Raw genomic sequence first — 24,342 nt, forward strand, 5'->3', positions numbered from 1 at the left:
GAGTTTTTCATTTCAGAGCCTTGCGAAATAGGTAGCTCGCTTTTTCATACCCCATTTTCTCTTCGTAAAAACGGTGAGCGTCTGCCCGCTGCAAGCCTGAGGATAAAGCGATTGAAGCCAATCCGTTCCCTTTGGCCCACTCTTCAACAGTGCCTAAAAGCTTCTTTCCATAGCCTTTTGAACGGTGTTTTTCACACGTCACCAGGTCCGCTACCCAAACATGCCGGCCTTGGTTCAAAGAAACCCTCGGCAAAAAGCCGGCCAAAGCCACCGGAATATCACCGTCGTACAGCGCAAATAATGTGTAGCTTTCAGCCTCCCGAGCTTCTTTGACGAGCTCCAAAAAAGACGTTTCATCCAAATGGGGGCGGAGCTGTCTCATAATCGGATAGACTTCCTTGAGCTCTGTTTCACAATGCAATTCCCTACAATCGAGCAACATCGTCATTCCCTTCTGTTGGTTATGAAACTACTTTAACCCGGAAACTGACCTTTTTAAAATGGCCAGTTTTGATAAAATAAAACATACCAGATGAATTGAAAGGGATGATTGAATGGATATAACCCCCTTTTTAAGCCGCAGCGGCAGCGAGCCGCTTTATCAGCAGCTGTACGCGTTTTTCAAACGAAGCATTCATTCGGGGTACATAAAGCCTGGAACAAAGCTTCCCTCCAAACGAATGCTTGCCAAACATTTAAATATCAGCCTGACAACCGTTGAACACGCGTATGAACAGCTGGCTGCAGAAGGATATCTGCTCAGCAAGCCTAGAAAGGGCTGGTATGCGGCCGAAGCGGAAGGAGACTTTGCACAGGCTGCACCTCCTCCTGCCGAAAAAGAAATGGAAGAACATGAGACGGCGGCGGACATGATCGATTTTCACCACGGCCATGTAGACCTCGCGTCATTTCCTGTTTCCCAATGGAAAAAAACGCTCGCCAAAACTGTTGGTGAATCAGGGTACGACCTTTTTCAAAGCGGCCCGCCGGCCGGAGACATTCCACTGCGGAAAATGATTGCGGTTTATCTCAGAGAGTCTCGCGGCGTGGTCTGTTCACCCGAGCAAATCATCATCGGAGCCGGCACACCGGTTTTACTGCAGTTGCTGTGCCATCTGTTTCCTAAAGGCACAACCGCCGGATTTGAAAATCCCGGATTTCATCGCTCGAAAACGGTCCTGAAAACCGGCGGCTTCAATGTGATGCCTATAGCAATCGACGAGAGCGGGATTTCCGTGCAAGATCTTGAGCAAAATCAGCCGCAGCTCGCATACACCACCCCGTCCCATCAGTTTCCGCTCGGAATGATCATGCCGGTCGGCCGCAGGCTGCAATTGCTTGACTGGGCAGCATCGACCGGAGCTTATATCATCGAAGACGATTATGACGGGGAATTCCGCTATGCAGGACAGCCGATTCCTTCCCTTCAGGGACTCGACCGGAACCACCGGGTCATCTATTTAGGGACCTTTTCAAAATCGCTGATTCCCTCCCTCAGGATCAGCTATATGGTTCTCCCCTTTTCGCTCGTCAAAGAAGGGCTCAACATGGCATCCTTATTTAAACAAACGGTTTCCCGCCATGTGCAGCAAGCCATTGCTCTTTTTATGAAAAACGGGGATTATCAAAAACACTTGAACCGAATGAGAACACTCTACCGAAAAAAGCGAAAAACGCTCCTTGATGCCATCAAGCGTGAATTTGGCGATCATGCCGCAGTCAGAGGAGAGAACGCCGGCCTTCACATCATCCTTGAGGTGAAAGACGCCCCGAGCGAAGAGTGGCTGACCCGGAAAGCGCTGGAAAAAGGGGTCAAAGTATATCCAGCCTCAGTCTCGTATGTGACTCCTCCTGAAACCCACGCGGTGCTCCTCGGGTTTGGCGGACTTTCTGAAAAAAGCATCGCAGACGGCATCAAAAAGCTGAAGACAGCATGGTTGAGCGGCGGACAGTCTCGGGAATGATCCTGCACAATCGGGCATGGAAAGTCGGATCCCGGGATTCTGATTCTGATATTTTTGTAAACAGAGGAGGTCATCAAATGGATGTGCTGAAGAACATGAATCAAGCCATGGCGTATATTGAAGAACACCTGACGGACAGAATCGACTTTCAAACGCTTGCGAAGCTTTCTTACTGCTCTGAATATCATTTTAAAAGGATGTTTTCTTTTCTTGCAGGGATTTCGCTGTCCGAATACATTCGCCGCAGGCGGCTTACCCTTGCAGCGTTTGAACTGAAGAACACGAATCGAAAAGTGATCGATATTGCGGTGAAATACGGCTATCACTCGCCGGATGCTTTTACGCGCGCATTTCAAAAGCTGCACGGCATCACGCCGACAGAGGCAAGGCACGATATCAGCACACTGAAAGCATATCCTCCGATGACCTTCCAGTTAACAATTAGAGGAGGAAACGAAATGAACTACCGTATTGTAGAAAAGAAGGCATTTCGGATCGTCGGAATCAAAAAAAGGGTCCCTGTCGTCTTTCACGGAATCAATCCGGAAATCGCCTCGATGTGGAAAGCTTTAAGCAGTGAAAACATCGCTGAATTAAAAGAGCTGTCAAATGTCGAGCCGCTTGGACTGATTCAAGCATCAGCGAACTTTTCCGAAGGCCGGATGGAAGAGAAGGGAGAACTTGACCATTATATCGGTGCAGCGACAACGAAGGAATGCCCGGACCGATATGAACAGCTTGAAGTTCCCGCCTCGACATGGGCTGTCTTTGAAGCGGCCGGTCCGTTTCCGGACACCCTTCAAAATGTCTGGGGACGCATTTATGCTGAATGGTTCCCGTCTTCACATTACGAGCAAACGAAAGGGCCGGAAATCCTTTGGAATCAGGATCAAGATATCAGCTCCCCAACGTTTAAAAGCGAAATATGGATACCTGTCCAAAAAAGAACCGCATATAAAGACTAAAGAAAGAACGGGAGGTTTAACCCTCCCGTTTAAATTTTATCCGGCTGCTACATCGGACGGTTCAACATGCGCTTTTAAAAAGGCGATATAATGGTCAATTGTATCAACCGTCGTGTAAGGCGAGACACTGTAGAATTTCTGGACATAAAGCGGCACGGGCAAACGGCTGTCAGCAGGATAAACGTATGTTTGCTTTTTCGTGCTGCCAAAATAGGTGTGACTGCGGTGCCTTCCCAATGTTTCGGCGATTTTTTCATTGAATTTGTTAATATTCCGCACTTCTTCCTCCGTGATGGCGCCGCTGATTTCTTCGTGATAGTGGACATTTCCCGGATAGAAGCGGAATGTCGTTACAGGTGATACATCATTGGTGACGGCTGCATTCGGAAAAGCCTGCAGGAGTTTTTTTCGAAATGCCAGGTTAACTCTGATGTAATTGGCCAAGATCTCCTGGTAGCCTTCGATTCCGAATGCGAGCAGAGAAGCATAAATCGGTATGCTGCTTCCCATTCGCGAACACTCTAGCGTATAGCTCGTATGATAGCTGCCAAACCCTCTGTTACCGACATAAGGCGTCTCATCCGGATCCAAATCAACGACTTTCAGTGCCTCACGGTTTTTCACCAAGAAAAGGCTTGTGATATACGGCGTTTGTCCAAGTTTATGAAAATCAAAGACCAAGCTGTCCGCCAGGTGCAAATGCTGAAAATGTTTTTTGTAGCGGGCAAGCGTCTCAAGCACCTCATCTTCAAGATGAAGCGGGTTTCCGATGAAATCGTATCCGTTAAAAAAACCGTACATCCCGCCCATCGCCGTATCGGCATGAATATAGACAGGAGGCAAACCGTAGGCGGCCTCTATTTCCTCAGTCACTTTTTTGATACCGGCCAAATCATCGATGCCAAATGAGTCGGTTGTGCCAAGCGTTGCCAATACATAGATCGGATGTCCGCCTTTTTCAATCACGGCTTGCATTTTTTCCCGCAAATCGGCCAGATCCATCGAATGATCGCGATTCGTCTTGACCTTGATCAAATGGTCCGTCCCGATTCCGGAAGCTTCCATCGATTTGTAAAGACTGAAATGCGAAAGCTCTGAACAGAACGCGTACAGGTGATGCGGCGTTCCTTGCTGATTCGCTTCAGGATACGCGCTTGCGATCGCCAGCCTGAGCGACTGAAAAACAGCTCCCTGCCCGCCCCATGTGGTAAAACCGCCGCTCTTGTGCCTGTCATAGCCGACAATGTCCGAAAGCATCGCCGTGATCTGCACTTCCGTCCTTGCTGCAGCCGTGCCGTCTACATCCCATAAATTGTTTCCGTTTAAAAGAACCATTAAAAGATTCCCGGCGATGCTGGCGGTGTTCGGCAAAGGTGTCGCGTTGGCCACATAATGCCTGTTTAAAAAACGGTGGCCGTCAAGCAATTTCAATAGCTCTTCAACGCTTTTTTCCGCCCCGAAGCCTTTTTCCGGCAAGGCGGCCTCTTCAATGACGCTTTGATAGTAGTCAGAGGAAACTTCAGACTCGCGGCCAAGCGTCATCCGGGCGGGATCCTTCAGCCTGTCCATTCCGGCCAATACCGCTTCAAGCAATGCCAGCAGCTGATACCGCGCCTCGTGATTGCCATCCTCGCTCGGAAACATCTGTTGAAAGTCTAACACCATATTCACCCATCTCCTGATCTTTTAAAATGAAAACACTCCGATTAAATTTAAAAAGACAAGTACAATTGCAAGCGGCACAAGGAAACGGAGAAGATAAAACCACACGATAAAAAAGCCTTTCCCCGCTTTTGATCCGCTCTTCATTTCTTCATATAGATCGTGTTTGGACAATTTCAGCGGAATAAAAATCGAAATAAAAAGCGCGCCAAGCGGCAGCAAAATATTGCTGACGACATAATCCGCCGCATCAAAAAACGTCTTCTTAAAAATGAACGGCTCATCGAGCACTCCGTAAGACAAGCAGGAAGGAATGCCGACGGCAAAAATCAAAAGGCCGATCGCCCACGTCCATTTTCCCCTTTTTGTTTGATCGCCTTTTGTAATAGCGGCAACAATGATCTCAATCATCGAAAAAGCCGAAGTCAGGGCAGCAAATAAAAAGGCCGTCAAAAATCCGATAAAAAACAGCATCCCGAATGGAAGCCGGTCAAAAACTGCCGGCAGAACCGTAAATAATAAAGTCGGACCCTGATCGGGCTGAAGCCCAAATGAAAAGACGGCCGGAAAAATCGCCAAACCGGCAAGCAGCGTGACGGCAAGGTTCATGATCACGATCGAGACCGCCGACTTCGGAAGGTTTTGTGACTTTGACAAATAGGAGCTGTACGTTACCATCACAGATACGCCAAGCGTCAACGTAAAGAAAGCTTGTCCGAGCGCAAAAAGAATCGCCTGCGGCGTCAGGCTGCCAAAATCGGGCACAAGCAGAAAACGCACGCCGTCGATCGCATGCTCAAGCGTCAGAGCCCTTAAAACGAGCGCAATAAATAAAATAAATAATAGCGGCATCATAATCGAACTGACGCGCTCGATTCCTTTTTGCACACCCTTCGCCACGACGAGGATCGTCATGATGATAAACGCAAGCTGCGCTGCCAGTGTCTGCAGCGGATCTTGGATGATCGAACCGAAGAGCTCCCCGTATCCGTCCTGCGTGAGACCCGACAATGAACCGGTTACTGCTTTGATGATATAAAGCAAAATCCAGCCGCCGATCACACTGTAAAACGACAGAACAAGGAAGCAGGCGGCGATTCCGATCCAGCCTGTGATCACCCAAGGCGTCCCCGGCGCTATTTTTTGATAGGTGCCGATAGCATCCGATTGGCTTTTTCGGCCTAATATAAATTCCCCCAAAAGCAAGGGGTATCCCAGCAGGATCGTAAATAGGACAAATACAAGGAAAAATGCGCCTCCTCCGCTCGTTCCAGCCACATAGGGAAACTTCCAAATCGCCCCCAGGCCGATGGCGGATCCCCCTGCAGCGAGAACAAATCCAAGTTTGGATGCCCATTTTGCTGTCATTCTGCGATCGCTCATTCATACACATCCTTTCTCTTTCTGTTTCTATTATCTCTTACGGGGCAGCTTTTTTGAAAGTGATCTTTCAAATTCTTATTTTTCCGAAAAAAACAAACAGAAAAAAACCGGCTGCAATTGTAAGGCAGCCGGTTGAAATTATGTCGTCACATATCTTCCGCCGTTGATGTGGATCGTCTGTCCTGTCATATAAGAAGAATCGTCTGAAGCGAGCAGAACATATACCGCAGCGTGTTCAGAAGGCTGTCCGGGCCTTCCCATCGGCGTATTTGTACCGTGTTTTTCCGTTTTTTCCGGCGAAAAAGTAGCCGGAATGAGCGGCGTCCAAATGGGCCCCGGCGCTACCGCGTTGACGCGTATTCCTTTTTTGACAAGGGATGCAGCCATCGAACGGGTAAACGCGACAATCGCACCCTTTGTGCTCGAATAGTCAATCAGCGCCGGACTGCCCTCATAAGCTGTGATCGATGCGGTATTGATAATCGCGCTTCCTTCCCCTAAATGCGGGAGCGCGGCTTTTGTCATGTGAAACATGGAGAAAATATTCGTTCTGAACGTTTGTTCAAGCTGTTCGATCGAAATATCTTCGATCCCTTTTTGCGGATGCTGTTCGGCAGCGTTGTTGACAAGAATGTCGAGTCCGCCAAAGTGATTCACCGCTTTTTCGACAGATGTTTTGCAATGTGCTTCATCCCCGACATCTCCGGGAATCAAGAGGCATTTTGCGCCTTCCTGTTCGATTCGTTCTTTCGTTTCCTCGGCATCCTTGTGTTCGTCCAAGTACATGACGGCAATGTCGGCACCTTCTTTGGCGTATGCAATGGCGGCCGCTCTGCCGATTCCGCTGTCTCCTCCGGTAATAATGGCGGTTTTTCCTTTTAATTTGCCGCTTCCTTTGTAGTCGCGATCTTCCGAGAGCGGAAGGGGCACCATCTTGTGCTCAGCCCCGGGTTGTTTTTCTTGTTTTTGCGCTTTCTGTCCATCCGTCTGTCTGTTTGCCGGATTCATTCGTCTCACCTCTTCACCATTGTTTAGTGCACAGTTACCACGATTCCGGCATCCTTAAACGCAAGAACTCACGAGACATGTTTACTGGTCAGACAGAGGCACGCGGATGAGCCGGTCATCTGTCTGTTTTTTTTCGCCTCTTCCGTCGCCATTGTTCGTAATGAAATACAGATCATCTCCGATTACTTTTACATCTCTGATTCTGCCGTATCCGCCAAGCCACTTGACCGCTTTGGCTTCCGCAGGATCGACCCGGAAAACCCCCTCTCCCCGCAGCCCGGCCATATAGAGGACATCCCCTTTCTGCGCTAAACCGGATGGGGCCCACGTTTTTTCTCCCGAATGGATGAGCGGCGCTTTCATTCCCCGCTTCTCATCGCTTCCTTCAATCACCGGCCAGCCATAATTGGCTCCGGGTTCAATTTTGTTCACTTCATCATGTCCAGACTGCCCGTGTTCGGAGCTGTAAAGCTGCCGGCCGATCCATGCGAGGCCTTGCGGATTGCGGTGTCCAAAGCTGTATACATAAGACGAGCGAAAAGGCTGATCAGCAGGGACCGCACCATCAAGCTCCATCCTTAAAATCACACCCGCCAGCTTTTCAGGCTGCTGGGCCCATTCCCTTTCCCCCGCATCGCCTGTCGTGATGTACAGCTTTTGATCGGGCCCGATCGCCATCCGGCCGCCGTTATGAATCACGCCTCCTGGCAAATCGGCAAGCAGCTCCTCCGTTTCCGTCCAAGTAAGGCGGTCAAGCGTCAATTTTACGATCCGGTTTTTCAGATGGCTCCCGTCTTTGTATGTATGGTAAACGTATGCCTCCTGATTGTTTTTAAAATCAGGATGGAGCACAAATCCGAGCAGCCCGCCTTCCCCTTCTTGATGAACGGGCTTTTTCAGCTGAAGCTGCATGCGCTCCTTTTTGCCTTCGGCAATGGATACGATTCCCCCGTTTCTTTCGGTAATGAAAAAAATCCCGCCAGTGTGAGCGATCGTCCAAGGTACATCCAAGCGCTCTGCGATGACCTCGGCGCCGCTTCCGCCTTCTTTTGTCGCCGCCGCTTCATTTTCAGCATCAAAATCCCGGCCTTCCGAGCATGCACACAGAAAAAACAGCATGATCAACATCAGGAATCCTTTTTTCATCGTCTCCCCCTTAAAGGATTTTCTTGATGAATACATTCAAGAACACCGGCATAATTCCCTACTTAAACATACAAAAATCTATTAAAAAACACGCCCTTCGCTGAGAAGGCGTGTGTCCGCATTACTGAGAAACCAATTCCCCGATATATTTAGCCGACGGCCTGAAAATCATGTTGTTATCAGCCTGCTCCAGCACATGGGCGCACCAGCCGACCATTCTCGCTGCCGAAAAAGTAGGGGTAAACAATGCGGCATCAAAATCGATCGCCTTCATGACAGCCGCTGCGTAAAATTCGACATTCGTATAAAGCTTGCGCCCCGGTTTGTATTCTTCCAAAAGGCGGATCGCCGTATTTTCAACATGAAGAGCAAGGTCGATATCCCGGTCGCCCCCGGCAATTTCCTCAGCTTTCACCCTTAAAGCCTTCGCTCTCGGATCATGCGTTTTATAGACGCGGTGTCCAAATCCCATCAGTCTCTCGCCTTTTTCAAGCTTCTCTCTTATATAGCTTTCTGCGTGCTGTTTTTCCCCGATGCCTTCCAGCATATCGGTAACCGCTGACGGCGCTCCGCCGTGCAAAGGTCCTTTCATTGTGCCAAGTGCAGATGTGACGGCAGAAACAAGATCGGATTCCGTAGACACCGTAACCCTTGCCGAAAAGGTTGAAGCGTTCATGCCGTGTTCCATCGCAAGAATCATGTACGTTTCGAGCGCTTTTTTCTGAGCTTCTGTCGGGCGCTTTCCTTTCAGCATGTAAAAATAATGTTCCACAAAGCCAAGCTCATCCAGCGGCTGAACAGGCTCTTTGCCATCAGTCAGCCTTTTTCTGAAGGCGATAATTGACGGGGCGGCTGCTATCAGTCTGAGAGCCTGCTCCATTGTCGGCTTGAACGCAAACGATTTATCCCCGAATGAAGAAACGGCCGTGCGAAGAACCGCCATATCGTCTAATTCGGCAGGAAGGCTGCGGATCAATCGCTCGCATGCTTCTGGCAGCACACGGAATGAAGCGAGCATCTCATTGAATTGGCTGAGTTCCGCTTCCGTCGGAAATGACCCGTTGAGTATCAGATAAGCGACTTCTTCAAATGTGGATGTAAGCGCCAGTTCATCAGCATTGTACCCTCTGTAGATCAGCTTTCCCTCTTCACCGTCAATGCGGCTGATGGCTGTTTCAACACAAGTAATCCCTTTTAATCCATGATAAACCATATCAATTCCTCCTTTTTCCTTTGTAAATATCATTATAGTTGATATAATATTTAAAAAATATTGAATTATATTGATGTCTTTGATTAACAAAATTAATCAGGAGGACTGCAATGGATTTTAAATGGCTTCATACCTTTGTTACTGCCGCAAAATACGAAAATTTCAGAAAGACGGCGGAAACCTTATTTATTTCTCAGCCGACCGTCACCGTTCAAATTAAACTGCTTGAGGAAGAACTCGGGTGCCAGCTGTTCACCCGCAAAGGAAGAAGCATTCATTTAACGAAAGAAGGCCGCGCTTACCTTCCTTTCGCCCTTCGCCTGCTGGAAGACTATGAATCGAGCATGGCAGAGCTTCACAGAATCAGACAGGGCTATTCGCAGACATTGAATCTAGCGGTTTCACCGCTTATCGCCGATACGATTCTCCCATTTGTATTAAAAAAATACACAGCGCTGCATCCGAATTCGGAGATCAAAGTAAAGATCGCCGAATCAGCTGAAATCGCTCCCCTGATTTCAGCCGGCCATGCAGATATCGGATTAAGCTGCTTAAACGTGCAATCGTCAAACCTGAACTGCTATTCCATGTACAGCGATCCCGTGATTTTGGTTGCCCCTCATGACGGCCGCGATTCAGAACAAGCGCCGCCGCTCGATGTCGAAGAATTGCTTGAAGAATATTTGCTGTTGACCCATAATCACCCCGAATACTGGGACGACCTCGTCAGGCAGCTGAGGATCAAATTTCCGTTTGTCAGAACAATGCTCGTAAGCCAGACGCATATTACGAAACGATTTATTTCAGAAGGACTCGGTATATCATTTTTGCCGCTGTCGACTGTGCGCCGCGAGCTGATGGAAGGAAGATTAATAGAGGTGCCGTGCGATTTCATGAAGCTTCCTGTTGCAGGGGGATATGCAATTAGTCTGAAAGATAATGAGAAGGTCGAACACTTTTTAGCGTTTTTAGCCGAGTTCCGTTTCTAAACGGAAAAAAACCCGTTCATCATGATGAACGGGCTTGTCCCTGCAACATTAGAAGCGTTTTGCTCCAAGATAGCGGGGCTTCCAATAGCTGTTTGTCATATCGCTGATCGTTACGCCGTCAGAACCGGCATGAACGAATTGATTGTTTCCGATGTAAACCCCCATATGCGAAGGTCCCGGCTGATATGTCGTGAAGAATACGAAATCACCTACTGCAGGGCTTGATACGCTCTTCATCGAATTCCAGTAACCGGCTGTGTTCGTTCTCGCCACATTTGTCTGTTTATTGAGGATGTACCAGACAAATCCGCTGCAGTCAAATCCTGATGTAGATGTTCCGCCCCATTTATAAGGCGTTCCGATAAGGGCTTTTGCATCTGAAACAAGCTTTGACGTATTCAGCGCTGAAGAGGTTTGCGCAGGTGCCTTACTTGTTTTGCTTGTCCCGCTTGAAGAAGAAGGCTTTGTCGTTGATGCAGCTTTTACGCTTTTCGTCCCTTTAACTTTTAATACTTGTCCGATCCGGATTAAATCTGTTTTTAAACCATTCAGAGACTTCAGTTCATTGACGGTCATGCCGTATGACCGAGAAATTTTCCAAAGGCTGTCTCCTTTGACCACTTTATGCGTAGCTGATGAAGCTTGCGACACTTTTGCAGACGATGAGCTGCTTCCATTGATCGACAACCTCTGCCCTATGTAAATGATATCGGATTTCAGCTTGTTTTCCTGTTTAATCTTGCTGATACTTGTACCGTACTTCTTCGAAAATCCCCATAACGTATCCCCTTTTTTCACCGTTATGGTTTGCGCGGAAGCCGCTCCCGCAAATAAAGTCGATCCTAAAACAACCGCTGATGCTGCTGTTATTACTTGTTTTTTCATGTTGTCCTCCCACTAGCAGAATTCTTTATATTTTTAAAGGCAAAAATTAGCAGTTTCATGATTTTTGAGAACGGCTGCTTCAGCCTTCCTCTGCTTCTATTATAAGGAGGGGTTTCCATCAGGTATAGTCTTGACTTACTAAGTCAAATTCCTTAATTATTCGTTTTTAAAAAAAGTTTTTAAGGGTCGATAATATTTCATTTACATTTCAAAGGTAACTTAAATACTACATTTTCGCACTTTCCTGCAGCGAAAATTACAATTTTAGAAAGAGTGTCAAATACTTTATTTTACATTTTTGTTATTAACTCGTAAAACTGCATAGTGACGGACGTCGCTGCGCTTTAAAATAAAAAAAGGCTGCCCGAATGCAGCCTGAAACTTTTTATAAATATCTGCGATGGACAGCCTTTCCATCATAGGAAAACATGACGGGCTTATCTTCGAGCACGGTTTCGACATGCACGCTTCTTCCCCATAGCTGGTGAAGGTAAGGCAGAACTTTTTCAAGATACTTTAAATCGAGTTCGATCCCTTCATACCAATGCTTAATGTATAATTCATTGTTCTTTAAGTAATCTCCATTCTCAACTGTCAAATAAGGAAATCCTCCGTTGACTCTCATGCTGACAAGCTGATCGCGCACAGCCTTCCAATCCTTGTCGATGATTTTATAATCCCTTCCCTGTTTTTGAAACAAGTAGAGATCTTCCCTCATTACGAGATCTTTCGTTAAATAGTTTCTGATAAATGAAATGTCTGATTCGATCTCCCTGACTTCAAATATTTTTTCTCTCCCCGAGTCCGGCTTTACACCCATCTTCTTCATATCTTCTGTCGGGTTGTTGTAGCGCTCCTCTATGTCCTCAAATATTTTCAATCCGAGATAATAAGGATTGATGCCCGTTTTGGACGGCTGAACCACTCCCGCGTTGAGCTTGGCGAATTCGATTGCTTCACTTGATGTCAGATCAAGCTCGCGGATGATTCGCTGATGCCAATAGGACGCCCATCCTTCATTCATGATTTTCGTTTCAAGCTGCGGCCAGAAATACAGCATTTCCTCTCTCATCATCGTTAAGATGTCGCGCTGCCAAGGCTCCAGCTCCCGCGAATGTTCTTCAATGAACAGCAGAATGTCTTTTTCCGGCTTCGGCGGAAACTTTTTTTTCGTCCTTTTCTTCTTCTCTTTCGATCCTTTGTGATCCAGTTCCCAGAGGTCGTCATAAGGAGTGGGCGACGCGTCTGTTTCTTCTTCCTCTTCGTCATCTATGCTCCACGACAGCTTCGGCCTCACGAGCGAAGGGTCAATGTGTTCTTCAATCGCCAGCACCGCATCGAGAAATGCCTCGACTTCTTTTGAGCCGTGGACCGTCTCATAATGTTTAATCCGCTCTGCTGTCGCCGACATGCTTTCAACCATATCGCGCTTCGTATTTTGAAAACGGCAGTTATTTTTAAAGAAATCACAATGAGCCAGAACGTGTGCGACAATCAGCTTATTTTGAATCAATGAATTGCTGTCCAGTAAAAACGCGTAACACGGATTTGAATTAATGACAAGCTCATATATTTTGCTCAAGCCAAAGTCATAGTGAAGCTTCATTTTGTGAAATTGCTTGCCGAAACTCCAATGGCTGTATCTTGTCGGCATCCCGTATGCGCCGAATGTATAAATGATTTCAGCCGGACAAATTTCATATCTCATCGGATAAAAATCCAGGCCGAATCCTTCCGCGATCTCCGTAATTTCTGCTATCGCCCGCTGCAGCTCTTTTTGCTCCCGTATGCTCAATACTCAAATCCCCCCCGGTTGGACTTCTCTTTATTGTATGAGCCGGGATTTGAAAAGATGAAAGGCAGCTGTCGGTTTGACAGCTGCCTCTTTGGTTAGTTCGCTATTTGCATGTCAAGGGATGAAGCAAAGCTCTCATAGCGGATGTTTTCCATCTGAACGCCAAGATTTTGCAATCCTTCAATCACGCTTTTCATAAATGAAAGCGGACCGCATACATAAAATTCGCCATTTGGATCTTTCACGATCGATTTCAAAAGCTCTTCATTCACCCGGCCTTTTACAATATGATCTTCCGTCGCTTCAGCACCCCTGCTGTAGACAAACAGGAGACGGTTCGCCGGATTGGCGCCGAGCAGCTTCTCCGTTTCTTCCTTGAAAGCGTGGTGCTGTTCAGATTTCGCAGCGTGCACGAATGTGATCTCGCGGCTGCTTTCTTTTTGAGCCAATGTTTGCACCATGCTCATGACAGGCGTGATGCCTGATCCGGCGCTGATGAAGTAAACCGGACGATCCGTTCCTTCGGAAAGGGTAAAATCTCCGGCCGGAGCGCTCACTTCCAAGCTGCCCCCGATCACCATGTTCTCATGCAGATAGCTTGATACCCTTCCGACCGGTTGCCCTTCCTCCGCTTCCAGTTTGACTGAAATGCGGTAGTAGTCTTTATTCCAGGCATCTGACAAGCTGTACTGCCTTGTTAAGAAATATGGTTCGCCGGGAATTTTAATGCGGACAGATACGTACTGTCCGGGACTGAAAGCGGGCAAATCCGTTCCATCGGCAGGCTTCAAGTAAAAGGAAGTAATCGTAGCGGATTCGACCCGCTTATCCATGATGACAAACGGTTTAAATCCTTCCCAGTTTCCATCCTGCTTTTTGTCTTCTTCATACATTTGTTTTTCGACTTCAATAAATACGCGGGCGATCTCTTCATAGGCTTCTGCCCATGCCTGGAGAATGTCCTCTGTCGCAGCTTCGCCGAGCACGATTTCAATGGCTTCCAAAAGGTGCTGACCGACAATAGGATAGTGCTCTGGTTTCACATGCAAACTTTTGTGTTTATGTCCGATTTGTTTGACAACCGGCAGCAGGTCTCCGAGCCGGTCGATGTTCTCAGCCGCCTGCAAAACAGTAAAAGCCAAAGCTTTCGGCTGTCCGCCGGTTTGCTGGCGGGACATGTTGAAGATATTTTTCAATTCAGGGTGCGCATTAAACATCCGCTTGTAAAAACAAGTGGTGATCTCTGTTCCCTTTTCTTTTAAAACAGGGGCGGTCGATTTGACAATTTGCATGGTTTTTTCAGATAGCATAACGCTTTCTCCTCTCCAGTCACTTTAAAGATATATTTAAAATACATCTTTAAAGGTGCAATAAGATCTTTTTTTAAATGGGACTGTTACTTTTGATTAAAGATGTATTTTGAATACATCTTTATACTAGACTTTTAATGGAATTAAAGCAATATTTTCAATGAATGTTTTATATTTTTGTAACAATTTCCGCTTCACCCTCATAACCGAAGGCAAATGTGATAAGATAATGGAAACTTGTTTGATTGAGGTAATGCGATGAAATTAACAAATTATACGGATTACTCATTGAGAGTACTGATTTTTCTAGCAACCAAAAACTCAAACGAGCTTGTCAATATAAAAGACATCGCCGAATCTTATTCCATTTCAAAAAACCACCTTATGAAGGTGATTTACGAGCTTGGCAAGCTTGGCTACGTTGAAACGATTCGGGGCCGCAACGGCGGGATTCGTCTCGGAAAAGCGCCTGAACTGATTAATATCGGTGAAGTCATAAGAAATACAGAAGATGATTTTAACCTTGTCGAGTGTTTTAACGGAGAAAAAAACCATTGTATACTTTCTCCGATCTGCGGATTAAAGCATGTTTTAAACAAAGCCCTTTCCGCCTATTTGGACGTATTGGATCAATACACTCTGCAGGATATTATCGTTAATCAGGACCATATACGTAAATTATTGAGTTAACGAAGGAAGCTGCTTCCTTCGTTTTTTTTTGTTATAGAGTAAAAATATTCACGTTGATGATCGCATTGGTCACCGGGTGAAAATACACCTCGGCGTGCGCCGAAAATGATTTGCCTTCCTGATTGACGGTTACCCTGAAGACATCTTTTGTCTCTTCATCATTGACTTGAGTGCGCCCTAAATATTCATAATCCTCAAGCTTTGCACCTTCGTATTTTTCTTCAAGGGCGCTCCAGGCGATTCTCTCCCACCGTTCTGGCGCATCGGAAACACCTGCTTGAAAGTGGCTCTTCGCCGGGAATGACAAAAGCGTTAATATGCAAAAAAAGTACGTGCAATATCGTTTTTTCATTTCCATTCGCTCCGCATGTATTGTACATACGTTAGCTTGACCGGAAACGGAGAATGTCATGCAGACATTTTTTCGCGGTATAGCGTATACCATCCTCATATTTCTAGGCCGTCAAACAAGGGAGACCAAGTTTTGCCCGGAGAAAAAAACACCCCGCCACATAAAATAATCATGACTCCTCAGAAAGAAGGGAGAGTGGCGAAATTGAATTACGCTGACTATGACAAAGCTTTGTATTATACGCACCGCTCGCAGTGGGACAACCTGCTGATCCTGATGGTGCGGACAGAAGACGATTTATTATCAAAGCGGATCGAGCATTTTTTGCACGCCTACAATTTTGAAAGAGATGACGCCATTGTCGAAAAAAGGCTTTATGATCTGCTGCAATACATTGATCACGCCTCATTTTCGGGACAAGAACACGAAAACGGCGTGCTCGTTTTTACGTAAAATAAAATAAGCCTGGCGCTTTAATCAGCGTCAGGCTTTTTGAAATTCGGCAAAGAGCAGAAGCTCTTCCATTACGTTTTTGATATTGGCTTTGGCTGCTTCAGTAACCGTATGGTGTTCCTCATCAATATGAATCGGATCGAGCACAAGCTGCTTTGTGATGACGTTCGCATAAACTCCGCGCGCGACAATGCGCATATTGGCGAGCGCGTTCATCCCGCCTTTGCCGCCTCCTGCACAAGCAAAAAGCGCCACCGGTTTGCCCGAGAACTGTTCATTGCTTAAAAAATCGAGCGCATTTTTCAAAGCGCCGCTCATACCGCTGTGGTATTCGGGAGATAATAAAACGACAGCGTCTGCTTCTTTGACCGAAGCTTTCAGTTTTTGAACATTCTCCAGCGAGCTCTGCTCTTCATCTCCGTTGAAAATCGGTAGGATGAACTCGCTTAGATCGATAAGCTCGGCCTGATACGTGCGGGCGATATAGGAAGCGGCGATCCGCGTTCTGCCCTGTTTTCTTGCGGTTCCGCTGACTACGGTTATTTTCATTTGATCATCTCCCGTCATTTTGTTGTAGTCCATGTTTAACTGCAAAGAGCGCGGCTTGCGTGCGATCGGATAAGCCAAGCTTTGACAGCAGATTGGATACATGAGTTTTCACTGTTTTTTCGCTGATAAATAAAGAAGCGGCGATTTCCTTGTTGCTTTTCCCTTTTGTAATTTCCAATAAAACATCTTTTTCTCTTTTTGTCAATTGATGTATTTTTTCTTTCTCATCAGCCTGTGACATATGGTGAAAGACGTGGGACATGATGCTTGGATCCAAGGAATATCTCCCTCCATAAACAGCACGTATCGTCTCGACAAGTTCATCAGGTTCGGCGTCTTTGAGCTGATAGGCAGAGGCTCCAGCCTGGATGGCGGGAATCACATAGCTTTCATCCGCATAGCTTGTCAGCGCTATGATTTTGACAGACGGATATTCCTTTTTTATTCGCTTTGTCGCCTCAATTCCGTCCATTTCAGGCATTGATAAATCCATTAATACGATGTCTGCCTCCCGTCTTCGCAAGACATCGAGCGCCTCAATTCCTGTTGATGCCTCTCCGACAACGTCAAAATCGCTTTTTGTTTTGAAAAAAAATAAGAGGCCTTTTCTGACAATATGATGATCATCGGCAATGATGATTTTCACCTTTTCCATCCTGCCTCCCCCCTCTCCTTCAAAGGCAAAACCGCCCGGATTTTCGTCCCCTTACCGATTGCGGAGTCGATCAAAAACGTGCCGCCCGCTTTTTCCGTCCGCTCCTTCATTCCTTTCAGCCCAAGCGTCGGAAGCCCCGCGTCAGGATCGTACTGAAACCCTTTGCCGTCATCTTCGATCTCCAAGACGGCAGACGATTGGAATACATCGATTTTCACTTGTATGCGGCTAGCACTGGCATGCTTTTTGCAATTGTTGAGAGCTTCCTGGCTCAGCCGCCACATCAATTCCTCAGCAGGAGGCGGCAGCCGGAGCACACCGCTGAGCGTGAAGATCACCTGAAGGCCGAGCACTTCCGCATATTTTTCAAGAGCCGCCGCCAACCCTTCTTCAAGGCCTTGGGGCCTCAGCTGCCATATTAACGCCCGCATCTCAAGCAGTGCTTCATGAGAAAGATGTTGCATAAACTCGAGCATTTCCCTGATCTCAGGCTGGTCTGTCATTTCCCCCGCCGCTTTAGCGGTCAAGCTGAGCGAAAAAAGCATTTGATTGACGGAATCATGCAAGTCCTGAGCCAATCTGTTTCTTTCGGTCAGCAGCATGTGTTTTTGCTGTTGTTCAGCAAGCCGCATCCGTTTGATCGCCATCCCGATTTGCAAAGCAACAGCTTCGAGGAGCGCCAGTTCCCCGCGGCTGAAATGAATTTTGTCCGGAGCCGCAACGTTCAGCAAACCGAACCGTTTCTTCTGATCGCTGAGGGGGACGGTTGCATGATGTGTGATGCCTTCCGGATCTCCGGTCTTCTGTCTCATGGCCGTCGTAATTCGCCGGCAATGAATGATATTTTTCGCCCTGTCCAGCTTTCCGTCCCTATATTGTTCAAGACAGTAGCAGCTTCCTTCGCATAATAAACGGTTGTGCCGGTAAGAAAGCGCCTGAGGCAGGCAGACCGAAGCGGCCAGTTCAAAGCGCCCCTTTTCATCGATCAGAAAAAGCCACGCCGTTTTGAGTCCCGTTAAGCTGAGCAGCTTTTTTAAAACAGCATGAAGCGTTTCTTTTAGATGGTTCCCTTCGTTTAAAGCTTCCGCTATTTCTTTGAGCGTTTTCAATTTTTCAAACTGCGTGTCTTCCCGCAAAAGATTCATCCCCTTAACCCGGAGTTTCTTTTATTATATCGATATTTGATAAAAAAAAGGCCACCTCATGAGATGAACTTTTCTAAGACTTTTGACCGAGAAGGGACAAAGCGAATCGTTAAGCTTCTTCCTCCCAAAACAAATCATCAAGCGTTTTGTCCAGCGCCTTTGCGATCGCGAGGCAAAGGTGCAATGTCGGATTGTATTTATTTTTTTCGATCAGCCCGATCGTCTGTCTTGTCACATTGACCCGCTCGGCAAGCTGGGCTTGTGTCAAAGACTTTTCGACCCGGGCGAGTTTGACCCGGTTAACCATATGCTCACCCGCCATTTTCATTTAATCATCTAATAGATCTTGATTTTTCCGAAAGGATTTGCGCAACGAGATAAAGTTGATCAGAAAATGAAAAAATACAAACAACATCACCATCATAATAAAGTCAAACCAACTGCCGGGGTGTTTTGGTATGCCGGTAAAAATAAGCACTAAAATGGCAAATATGATGCCGGAAGCGAGGCTGAGAGCCGTGATCTCTTTTCTTTTTTTCCTGTACGCCGCTTGACCTGCAATCTCCGGATATTCAAACCCCGACAAAAGATAGCGGAACAATATCCAGCCTGCATAGACTGCAAAACCGATGGCACTGACGATGTATTCGGATGCCGGTCGCCCTAAAATGAGGCCCCGGATGATCATATCCAAAAATAAGATAGCAGCGACAATCGTACCGGCTTCGCTAAAAAATTGCGTCATTTTCTTTTCTACGTATTCATCCCCGGTTTTAATCCATTTCATGTCAGCCATTTTCCCCTTTCATATGCAATTTATATCTAACTTATTGTTAAATATATATTACATCATTTATGGCCGCTTATCAATAAAAATTGAAAACCCGCCGTGTAGCAAGGCGGGTTTTCAGCGATTATCAATTTGAAGTCGCTTTTACAATATCATCGATTTTTTTCATCACTTCATCTGTCAATTGATGGAGAAGCGCTTCACTGTCTTCATTGGTTGGGCCTTTGACTGCGAAATAAAATTTCACTTTAGGCTCTGTGCCAGATGGACGGAGGCAGAACCATGAGCCGTCTTCAAGGAAATATTTCAAAACATTGGATGTCGGAAGATCGATCGTTTCTGTTTTGTTTTCCTTCAGCAGCGTCCGCTTCCCTGTCAAATAGTCTTCTGCGGATACAACGTCTTTTCCGGCGATGGAAAGAGGCGGCTGTTCTCTGAATGTGCTGAGGATGGCTGCGATTTGCTCCGCTCCCTCTTTTCCTTTTAAGGTCAGGGACTTCAAGCCTTCTCTATAGAAGCCGAACGTTTGATACAATTCGAGGAGCCCATCATACAGCGATTTTCCTTGCTTTTTATAGAAGGCGCATACCTCAACCGCAAGCAGTGCTGCCTGGACGGCATCCTTGTCTCTTGCGAAATCGCCGATCAAGTAACCGTAGCTCTCCTCATAACCGAATTGGAAAGCATATTCGCCCGATGCTTCAAATTGTTTGATTTTTTCTCCGATGAATTTAAAGCCGGTCAGCGTGTCGATCGTGTCAAGTCCGAAAGAAGCGGCAATGTCGCGCCCCATTTCGCTTGTCACAATCGTTTTTAGAACGACTCCGTTATCAGGCAGCGTGCCTTTCTGCTGTTTTTGCGATAGCAGATAATGCAAAAGCAGCGCGCCGGTTTGATTTCCTGTCAGCACCGCGTAACGGCCTTCTTGATCCTTTACAGCAACGCCGAGGCGGTCCGCGTCGGGATCGGTTCCGATCAGAATATCGGCTCCTTTTTCTTCTCCGAGCCTGATCGCATATTCAAAAGCGGCGTGCTCTTCCGGATTAGGAGAAGACACGGTCGAAAAGTCAGGATCAGGCAGCTCCTGTTCCGGAACGACTGTGACATGCTCATACCCGAGAGCTTTCAAGCCGCGTCTCACGGATTTATTTGCCGTGCCGTGCAGCGGGGTGAAAATGACTTTGACTTCAGTTTCCTTTGCCAGATCAGGATTGACAGAAATCGATGTCAGTTTATCGAGATACGCTTGATCGATTTCCTCGCCGATTATTTGGATCAACCCTTTTTCGGTTAAGGCAGCTTCATCGCCTGCTTCGATTTCCAATTCATTTTCAATCGCATTGACAAAGCCGATGAGTTTGTCGGCATCAGCAGGCGGAAGCTGCGCGCCGTCCTCTCCGTAGACTTTATAGCCGTTGTATTCAGGCGGGTTATGGCTCGCCGTGATGACAATACCTGCAAACGCATTCAGTTCTCTTACCGCAAAGGAAAGTTCAGGTGTCGGGCGCAGTTCGTCAAACACGTACGTTTGAACGCCGTTTTCCGCGAGCGTTTTAGCAGCTTCCATTGCAAATTCAGGCGACTTGTGGCGGGAATCGTACGCGATCACAACACCGCGCTTTTTTGCTTCTTCGCCGTTCGCTCCTATGTATGCGGCAAGGCCCGCCGATGCTTTGCGAACCGTATAAACGTTCATGCGATTCGGACCGGGTCCGATCTCTCCGCGCATGCCGGCTGTACCAAACTCAAGTTTTTTATAAAAGCAATCCTCTAGTTCTTTTTCATTTCCTTCAGCTTCCAAAAGAAGCGATTTTAATTCGGAATCTAAGTTTTCTTTGTTTTTCCAGCGTTCATAGCTCGTTCTCCAGCTCATGATTACCTCCAATGTTCTAGCTAAGTAATTGCAGCTTTTCTTTTATCATATCGACAAACAGCCGCTTTGTCCAAATTTAGCATGCCGAACGAAAAAAATGAGGCTGCCTGATCAAGACAGCCTCACGTTAGGCCATTCGGTTGATTTTTAACGAAATTCCATCAAGGGCATTTGACCTGATACATCATCTGCTTTCCAGCGGGACAACAGCGTCGTGAAGAAGTCCTTCCAATGCTTGGACATGCCGGGCCTTCGTTTCGCCATCCCAGTTCAGCTTCTCGCTCATGTAGTCGGTAAGGCTGTCTTTGTAAGTGCGGACCCAATTGATATCAAAGAACAGCGCACCCGTTCTGCGCACGAAGAAGTCTGCCGGGACGGCAGCCATTTCTTCCTCGATCCCGTAATCCATTTCTGCCAGTACATGGACAGGAATGCGGCGTTCTGCTGCTTCATCTTTCAGGGATGGGACACGATCAAACAGGCGGTCTGCGTTTGAACCGTATCGTGCGGCAATCTGTTTTGCCGTCTCTTCGGACAGTCCAGCTTTGATCCCTTCGGCTGCTTTCACTTGAATAAAATCCTCCAGATTTTTGGAGCCGCCGATATGGCCGCCTGAGATCGGCATCGTTTTTGTTCTGCAAGGACCGAAGTCTCTGCCGCCCTCTTCTTTTAATCGGTCTCTGACAAGATCGACGATATGCTCAGCCATTTTTCTGTAGCCGGTCAGCTTTCCGCCGGCAATCGTGATCAGTCCGGATTCAGAAGTCCAGATCTCATCTTTCCGGGAAATCTCGGACGGGTCTTTTCCTTCTTCATGAATCAGCGGTCTGAGCCCCGCCCAGCTTGATTCGACATCTTCGGCCTTGATTCCCAGTTCAGGGAACATATAGTTGATTGCATTAATGACATAATCCCTGTCTGCAGTCGTCATTCGAGGATGTTCCAGATCCTCGTTGTAGACGGTGTCCGTTGTGCCGACATATGCCTTTCCGTCTCTCGGAATCGCGAACACCATGCGGCCGTCGGGCGTATCAAAATAAACGGCTTGTTTTAAAGGAAAGACCGATTGATCAAAAACAAGATGCACGCCTTTTGTATGCTGAAGGTGTTTGCCTTCTTTTGAATGGTCTTTTTCCCGTAGACGGTCAACCCACGGACCCGCGGCATTCACGATTTTTTTCGCGTGGACACGGTACGTTTTTTTCGTGAAGACGTCTTCAATGACCACGCCGGTGACCTTGCCGTTTTCATAAATAAAATCGCTTACTTTCGCATAATTGACGGCCTCGGCTCCGAATTTAACCGCTTCTTTCATGACTTCGATCGTCAACCTGGCGTCATCCGTCCGGTATTCGACATAATAGCCGCCGCCTTTCAGGCCGTTCTTTTTCACGAGCGGCTCTTTTTGAAGCGTTTCCTCGGCATTCAGCATGCTCCTCCGCTCAGCTTTTTTGACACCTGCTAAAAAGTCGTACACTCGCAGTCCGATTGAAGTGCTGAATTTGCCGAAAGTGCCTCCCTTATGCATCGGAAGCAGCATCCATTCAGGCGTTGTCACGTGCGGACCGTTTTCATAGACGATCGCCCGCTCTTTGCCGACCTCGGCTACCATTTTCACTTCAAATTGCTTTAAATAGCGAAGTCCGCCGTGTACGAGTTTCGTGGAGCGGCTTGACGTTCCGGCCGCAAAGTCCTGCATTTCGCAAAGCGCCGTTTTCATTCCGCGAGATGCGGCGTCCAATGCCGTCCCTGCGCCTGTAATACCTCCGCCGATAATAAACACGTCATACTTCTGCTTCGTCATATTCTGTAAAATATCGTCCCGTTTGCGGCTTGAAAATAATGATTCCATGTTCATGTCCTCCCTTGTTGTCACGGTAAAAAAATAGAAAAAGAGACCACAAACATCCAAAGCGCTGATACTGCTTTGGTGCCTGCGGTCTCTCCTCTTCTCCAACCGTTTCTATTAACTTAATTAGATTGTAACATACATGCGGCTTATTTAAAAGCCCTAGCTGCATTTACAGCTTTCTTCCACCCGCTGTACAGACTCTCACGCTCTTTTTCTTCCATTTTCGGTTCAAAACGTTTGTCAAGCTGCCACTGGTCTTTGATCTCGGAACGATCACTCCAGAACCCGACGGCAAGACCCGCTAAATAGGCTGAACCGAGCGCGGTTGTTTCATTGATTTCAGGACGTTCTACAGGGACATCCAAAATGTCGCCCTGAAAATCCATCAGGAAGTTGTTTTTGACAGCTCCGCCGTCGACTCTCAGCGTTTTCACCGAGATCCCGGAGTCTTCCATCATTGCGTCAAGAACATCTTTCGTTTGATAGGCAAGCGCTTCAAGCGTTGCTCTAACAAAATGCTCTTTCGTCGTACCCCGGGTCAGTCCGAATACAGCGCCGCGGACATCGCTGTCCCAATAAGGCGTGCCTAAACCTACAAATGCAGGAACCACATAAACACCATCGGCAGATTCTGTTCTTACAGCGTATTTTTCACTTTCTTTGGCGTCCTTAAACATTCTCAGCCCATCACGGAGCCATTGAATAGCGGAACCAGCGACGAAGACGCTGCCTTCCAGCGCATATTCCACCTTTCCGTCGATGCCCCAAGCGATTGTCGTCAGCAGGCCGTGCTCTGATTTGATCGCTTTCTCGCCGGTGTTCATCAGCATAAAGCAGCCTGTTCCATACGTGTTCTTAACCATTCCCTCTTCAAAGCAAGCCTGCCCGAACAATGCTGCCTGCTGGTCGCCGGCTGCACCTGCAATCGGAATGTTTTTGCCGAAGAAATGATAATCGACCGTTTCAGCGTATACATGCGATGAAGGCTTGACTTCAGGAAGCATCGATTTCGGCACGCCGAGAATATCGAGAAGTTCATCATCCCATTTGAGGTCATAGATGTTGAACATCAGTGTTCTTGAGGCGTTTGAATAATCTGTCACATGCGCTTTTCCGCCGGACATTTTCCAGATCAGCCAAGAATCGATCGTACCGAAGAGAAGGTCGCCGTTTTCCGCTTTCTCCCGTGCCCCTTCCACATGATCCAAAATCCATTTCACCTTCGTGCCTGAAAAATAAGGATCGATTAAAAGGCCTGTTTTTTCCCTGATCGTTTCTTCATAGCCTTGTTCTCTCAATTCCTGACATATTTCCGCCGATTGGCGGGACTGCCACACAATCGCATTGTAGACCGGTTTACCGGTATGTTTATCCCAAACAACGGTCGTTTCCCGCTGGTTGGTGATCCCGATTCCGGCAATTTGCGCGGCTTCGATTCCCGATTCTGAAAGCGCAGAAGCGATCACCGACAGAACGGAGCCCCAGATTTCATTTGCATTGTGTTCAACCCAGCCGGGGTTTGGAAAATATTGCTGAAATTCTTTTTGCGCAATATGGACGATTTCGCCTGCTTTGTTGAAAACAATCGCCCTTGTGCTTGTGGTGCCTTGATCAAGAGACAAAATGTATTTTTCCATTTTTGGAAACTCCCCCTTATATGTCT

The 24,342-nt window shown here is 47.2% G+C and carries 23 protein-coding genes; 5 read left to right on the forward strand and 18 right to left on the reverse strand.

The annotated features are described in order from the left end of the window. Positions 1-7: 7 nt before the first annotated feature. Complete coding sequence (locus M1D90_RS16915) at positions 8-442, reverse strand: GNAT family N-acetyltransferase (RefSeq protein WP_456282912.1); 435 nt, start codon at positions 440-442, stop codon at positions 8-10. A 112-nt stretch (positions 443-554) separates the two neighbouring features. Between M1D90_RS16915 and pdxR the strand changes: the two genes are divergently transcribed. Both pdxR and M1D90_RS16925 read left to right on the forward strand, forming a co-directional pair. Then, the gene (gene pdxR / locus M1D90_RS16920) at positions 555-1,964 is read left to right on the forward strand and encodes a MocR-like pyridoxine biosynthesis transcription factor PdxR (RefSeq protein WP_161517281.1); all 1,410 of its coding nucleotides are present in this window, start codon (positions 555-557) and stop codon (positions 1,962-1,964) included. Between the two features lie 77 nt (positions 1,965-2,041). Next, positions 2,042-2,929 carry an AraC family transcriptional regulator gene (locus M1D90_RS16925; protein WP_456282913.1) on the forward strand — a complete coding sequence of 296 codons (888 nt, stop codon included), beginning with the start codon at positions 2,042-2,044 and terminating at the stop codon, positions 2,927-2,929. A 36-nt stretch (positions 2,930-2,965) separates the two neighbouring features. On the opposite strand, the gene M1D90_RS16930 is transcribed toward M1D90_RS16925, so the two are convergent. From M1D90_RS16930 to M1D90_RS16950, 5 genes are all read right to left on the reverse strand, one after another. Then, complete coding sequence (locus tag M1D90_RS16930) at positions 2,966-4,594, reverse strand: pyridoxal phosphate-dependent decarboxylase family protein (RefSeq protein WP_095289888.1); 1,629 nt, start codon at positions 4,592-4,594, stop codon at positions 2,966-2,968. A gap of 21 nt (positions 4,595-4,615) precedes the next feature. Continuing rightward, complete coding sequence (locus M1D90_RS16935) at positions 4,616-5,974, reverse strand: sodium-dependent transporter (RefSeq protein WP_020450728.1); 1,359 nt, start codon at positions 5,972-5,974, stop codon at positions 4,616-4,618. Between the two features lie 138 nt (positions 5,975-6,112). Then, entirely contained in the window at positions 6,113-6,982 is an 870-nt protein-coding gene (locus tag M1D90_RS16940) for an SDR family oxidoreductase (protein WP_026579988.1), read from the reverse strand. Between the two features lie 81 nt (positions 6,983-7,063). Beyond that, complete coding sequence (locus M1D90_RS16945; protein ID WP_456282914.1) at positions 7,064-8,128, reverse strand: PQQ-dependent sugar dehydrogenase; 1,065 nt, start codon at positions 8,126-8,128, stop codon at positions 7,064-7,066. Between the two features lie 121 nt (positions 8,129-8,249). Next, positions 8,250-9,341 carry a citrate synthase/methylcitrate synthase gene (locus M1D90_RS16950; protein ID WP_025811804.1) on the reverse strand — a complete coding sequence of 364 codons (1,092 nt, stop codon included), beginning with the start codon at positions 9,339-9,341 and terminating at the stop codon, positions 8,250-8,252. Positions 9,342-9,451: 110 nt separating this feature from the next. On the opposite strand from M1D90_RS16950, the gene M1D90_RS16955 reads away from it, so the two are divergent. Next, positions 9,452-10,330 carry a LysR family transcriptional regulator gene (locus M1D90_RS16955; RefSeq protein WP_456282915.1) on the forward strand — a complete coding sequence of 293 codons (879 nt, stop codon included), beginning with the start codon at positions 9,452-9,454 and terminating at the stop codon, positions 10,328-10,330. A 48-nt stretch (positions 10,331-10,378) separates the two neighbouring features. On the opposite strand, the gene M1D90_RS16960 is transcribed toward M1D90_RS16955, so the two are convergent. The 3 genes from M1D90_RS16960 to hmpA form a co-directional block, all read right to left on the reverse strand. Continuing rightward, complete coding sequence (locus tag M1D90_RS16960; RefSeq protein ID WP_095289879.1) at positions 10,379-11,215, reverse strand: C40 family peptidase; 837 nt, start codon at positions 11,213-11,215, stop codon at positions 10,379-10,381. A gap of 385 nt (positions 11,216-11,600) precedes the next feature. Next, positions 11,601-13,010, reverse strand: coding sequence for a SpoVR family protein (locus tag M1D90_RS16965; protein ID WP_456282916.1), 1,410 nt, complete (start codon positions 13,008-13,010; stop codon positions 11,601-11,603). 95 nt (positions 13,011-13,105) lie between these two features. Then, positions 13,106-14,320, reverse strand: coding sequence for an NO-inducible flavohemoprotein (gene hmpA, locus M1D90_RS16970; RefSeq protein ID WP_095289877.1), 1,215 nt, complete (start codon positions 14,318-14,320; stop codon positions 13,106-13,108). A 258-nt stretch (positions 14,321-14,578) separates the two neighbouring features. Between hmpA and nsrR the strand changes: the two genes are divergently transcribed. Beyond that, complete coding sequence (gene nsrR / locus M1D90_RS16975) at positions 14,579-15,010, forward strand: nitric oxide-sensing transcriptional repressor NsrR (protein WP_023856512.1); 432 nt, start codon at positions 14,579-14,581, stop codon at positions 15,008-15,010. Positions 15,011-15,041: 31 nt separating this feature from the next. On the opposite strand, the gene M1D90_RS16980 is transcribed toward nsrR, so the two are convergent. After that, positions 15,042-15,368: a YqzG/YhdC family protein gene (locus tag M1D90_RS16980; protein WP_306453675.1), complete on the reverse strand. Its 327-nt coding sequence runs from the start codon at positions 15,366-15,368 to the stop codon at positions 15,042-15,044. A 198-nt stretch (positions 15,369-15,566) separates the two neighbouring features. Between M1D90_RS16980 and M1D90_RS16985 the strand changes: the two genes are divergently transcribed. Continuing rightward, positions 15,567-15,815 carry a YhdB family protein gene (locus tag M1D90_RS16985; RefSeq protein WP_023856510.1) on the forward strand — a complete coding sequence of 83 codons (249 nt, stop codon included), beginning with the start codon at positions 15,567-15,569 and terminating at the stop codon, positions 15,813-15,815. 30 nt (positions 15,816-15,845) lie between these two features. Here the strand turns inward: M1D90_RS16985 and M1D90_RS16990 are convergent, their stop codons facing one another. The 8 genes from M1D90_RS16990 to glpK all read right to left on the reverse strand — a co-directional run bounded on the left by M1D90_RS16990 (position 15,846) and on the right by glpK (position 24,316). Beyond that, positions 15,846-16,364, reverse strand: coding sequence for an NADPH-dependent FMN reductase (locus M1D90_RS16990; protein WP_101560641.1), 519 nt, complete (start codon positions 16,362-16,364; stop codon positions 15,846-15,848). Positions 16,365-16,368: 4 nt separating this feature from the next. Further along, on the reverse strand, positions 16,369-17,019 hold the full coding sequence (locus M1D90_RS16995) for a response regulator (RefSeq protein WP_033155147.1): 651 nt from the start codon (positions 17,017-17,019) through the stop codon (positions 16,369-16,371). Further along, entirely contained in the window at positions 17,007-18,155 is a 1,149-nt protein-coding gene (locus tag M1D90_RS17000) for a GAF domain-containing sensor histidine kinase (RefSeq protein ID WP_456282917.1), read from the reverse strand. The genes M1D90_RS16995 and M1D90_RS17000 overlap by 13 nt, the downstream gene beginning before the upstream one ends. Before the next feature lie 118 nt (positions 18,156-18,273). Beyond that, a complete protein-coding gene (locus M1D90_RS17005; RefSeq protein ID WP_026579993.1) occupies positions 18,274-18,471 on the reverse strand; it encodes a helix-turn-helix transcriptional regulator in 198 nt (65 codons plus the stop codon). A gap of 21 nt (positions 18,472-18,492) precedes the next feature. After that, the gene (locus tag M1D90_RS17010; RefSeq protein ID WP_025811820.1) at positions 18,493-18,951 is read right to left on the reverse strand and encodes a DUF6773 family protein; all 459 of its coding nucleotides are present in this window, start codon (positions 18,949-18,951) and stop codon (positions 18,493-18,495) included. Between the two features lie 130 nt (positions 18,952-19,081). Further along, complete coding sequence (locus tag M1D90_RS17015) at positions 19,082-20,827, reverse strand: phospho-sugar mutase (RefSeq protein WP_456282918.1); 1,746 nt, start codon at positions 20,825-20,827, stop codon at positions 19,082-19,084. A gap of 184 nt (positions 20,828-21,011) precedes the next feature. Beyond that, positions 21,012-22,679 (reverse strand): glycerol-3-phosphate dehydrogenase, encoded by a 1,668-nt coding sequence (glpD, locus tag M1D90_RS17020; protein ID WP_095289875.1) that lies wholly within the window; start codon positions 22,677-22,679, stop codon positions 21,012-21,014. A gap of 146 nt (positions 22,680-22,825) precedes the next feature. Beyond that, positions 22,826-24,316: a glycerol kinase GlpK gene (gene glpK, locus M1D90_RS17025; protein ID WP_020450710.1), complete on the reverse strand. Its 1,491-nt coding sequence runs from the start codon at positions 24,314-24,316 to the stop codon at positions 22,826-22,828. Positions 24,317-24,342 lie beyond the last annotated feature (26 nt).

Source organism: Bacillus sp. JZ34, from assembly GCF_053903205.1.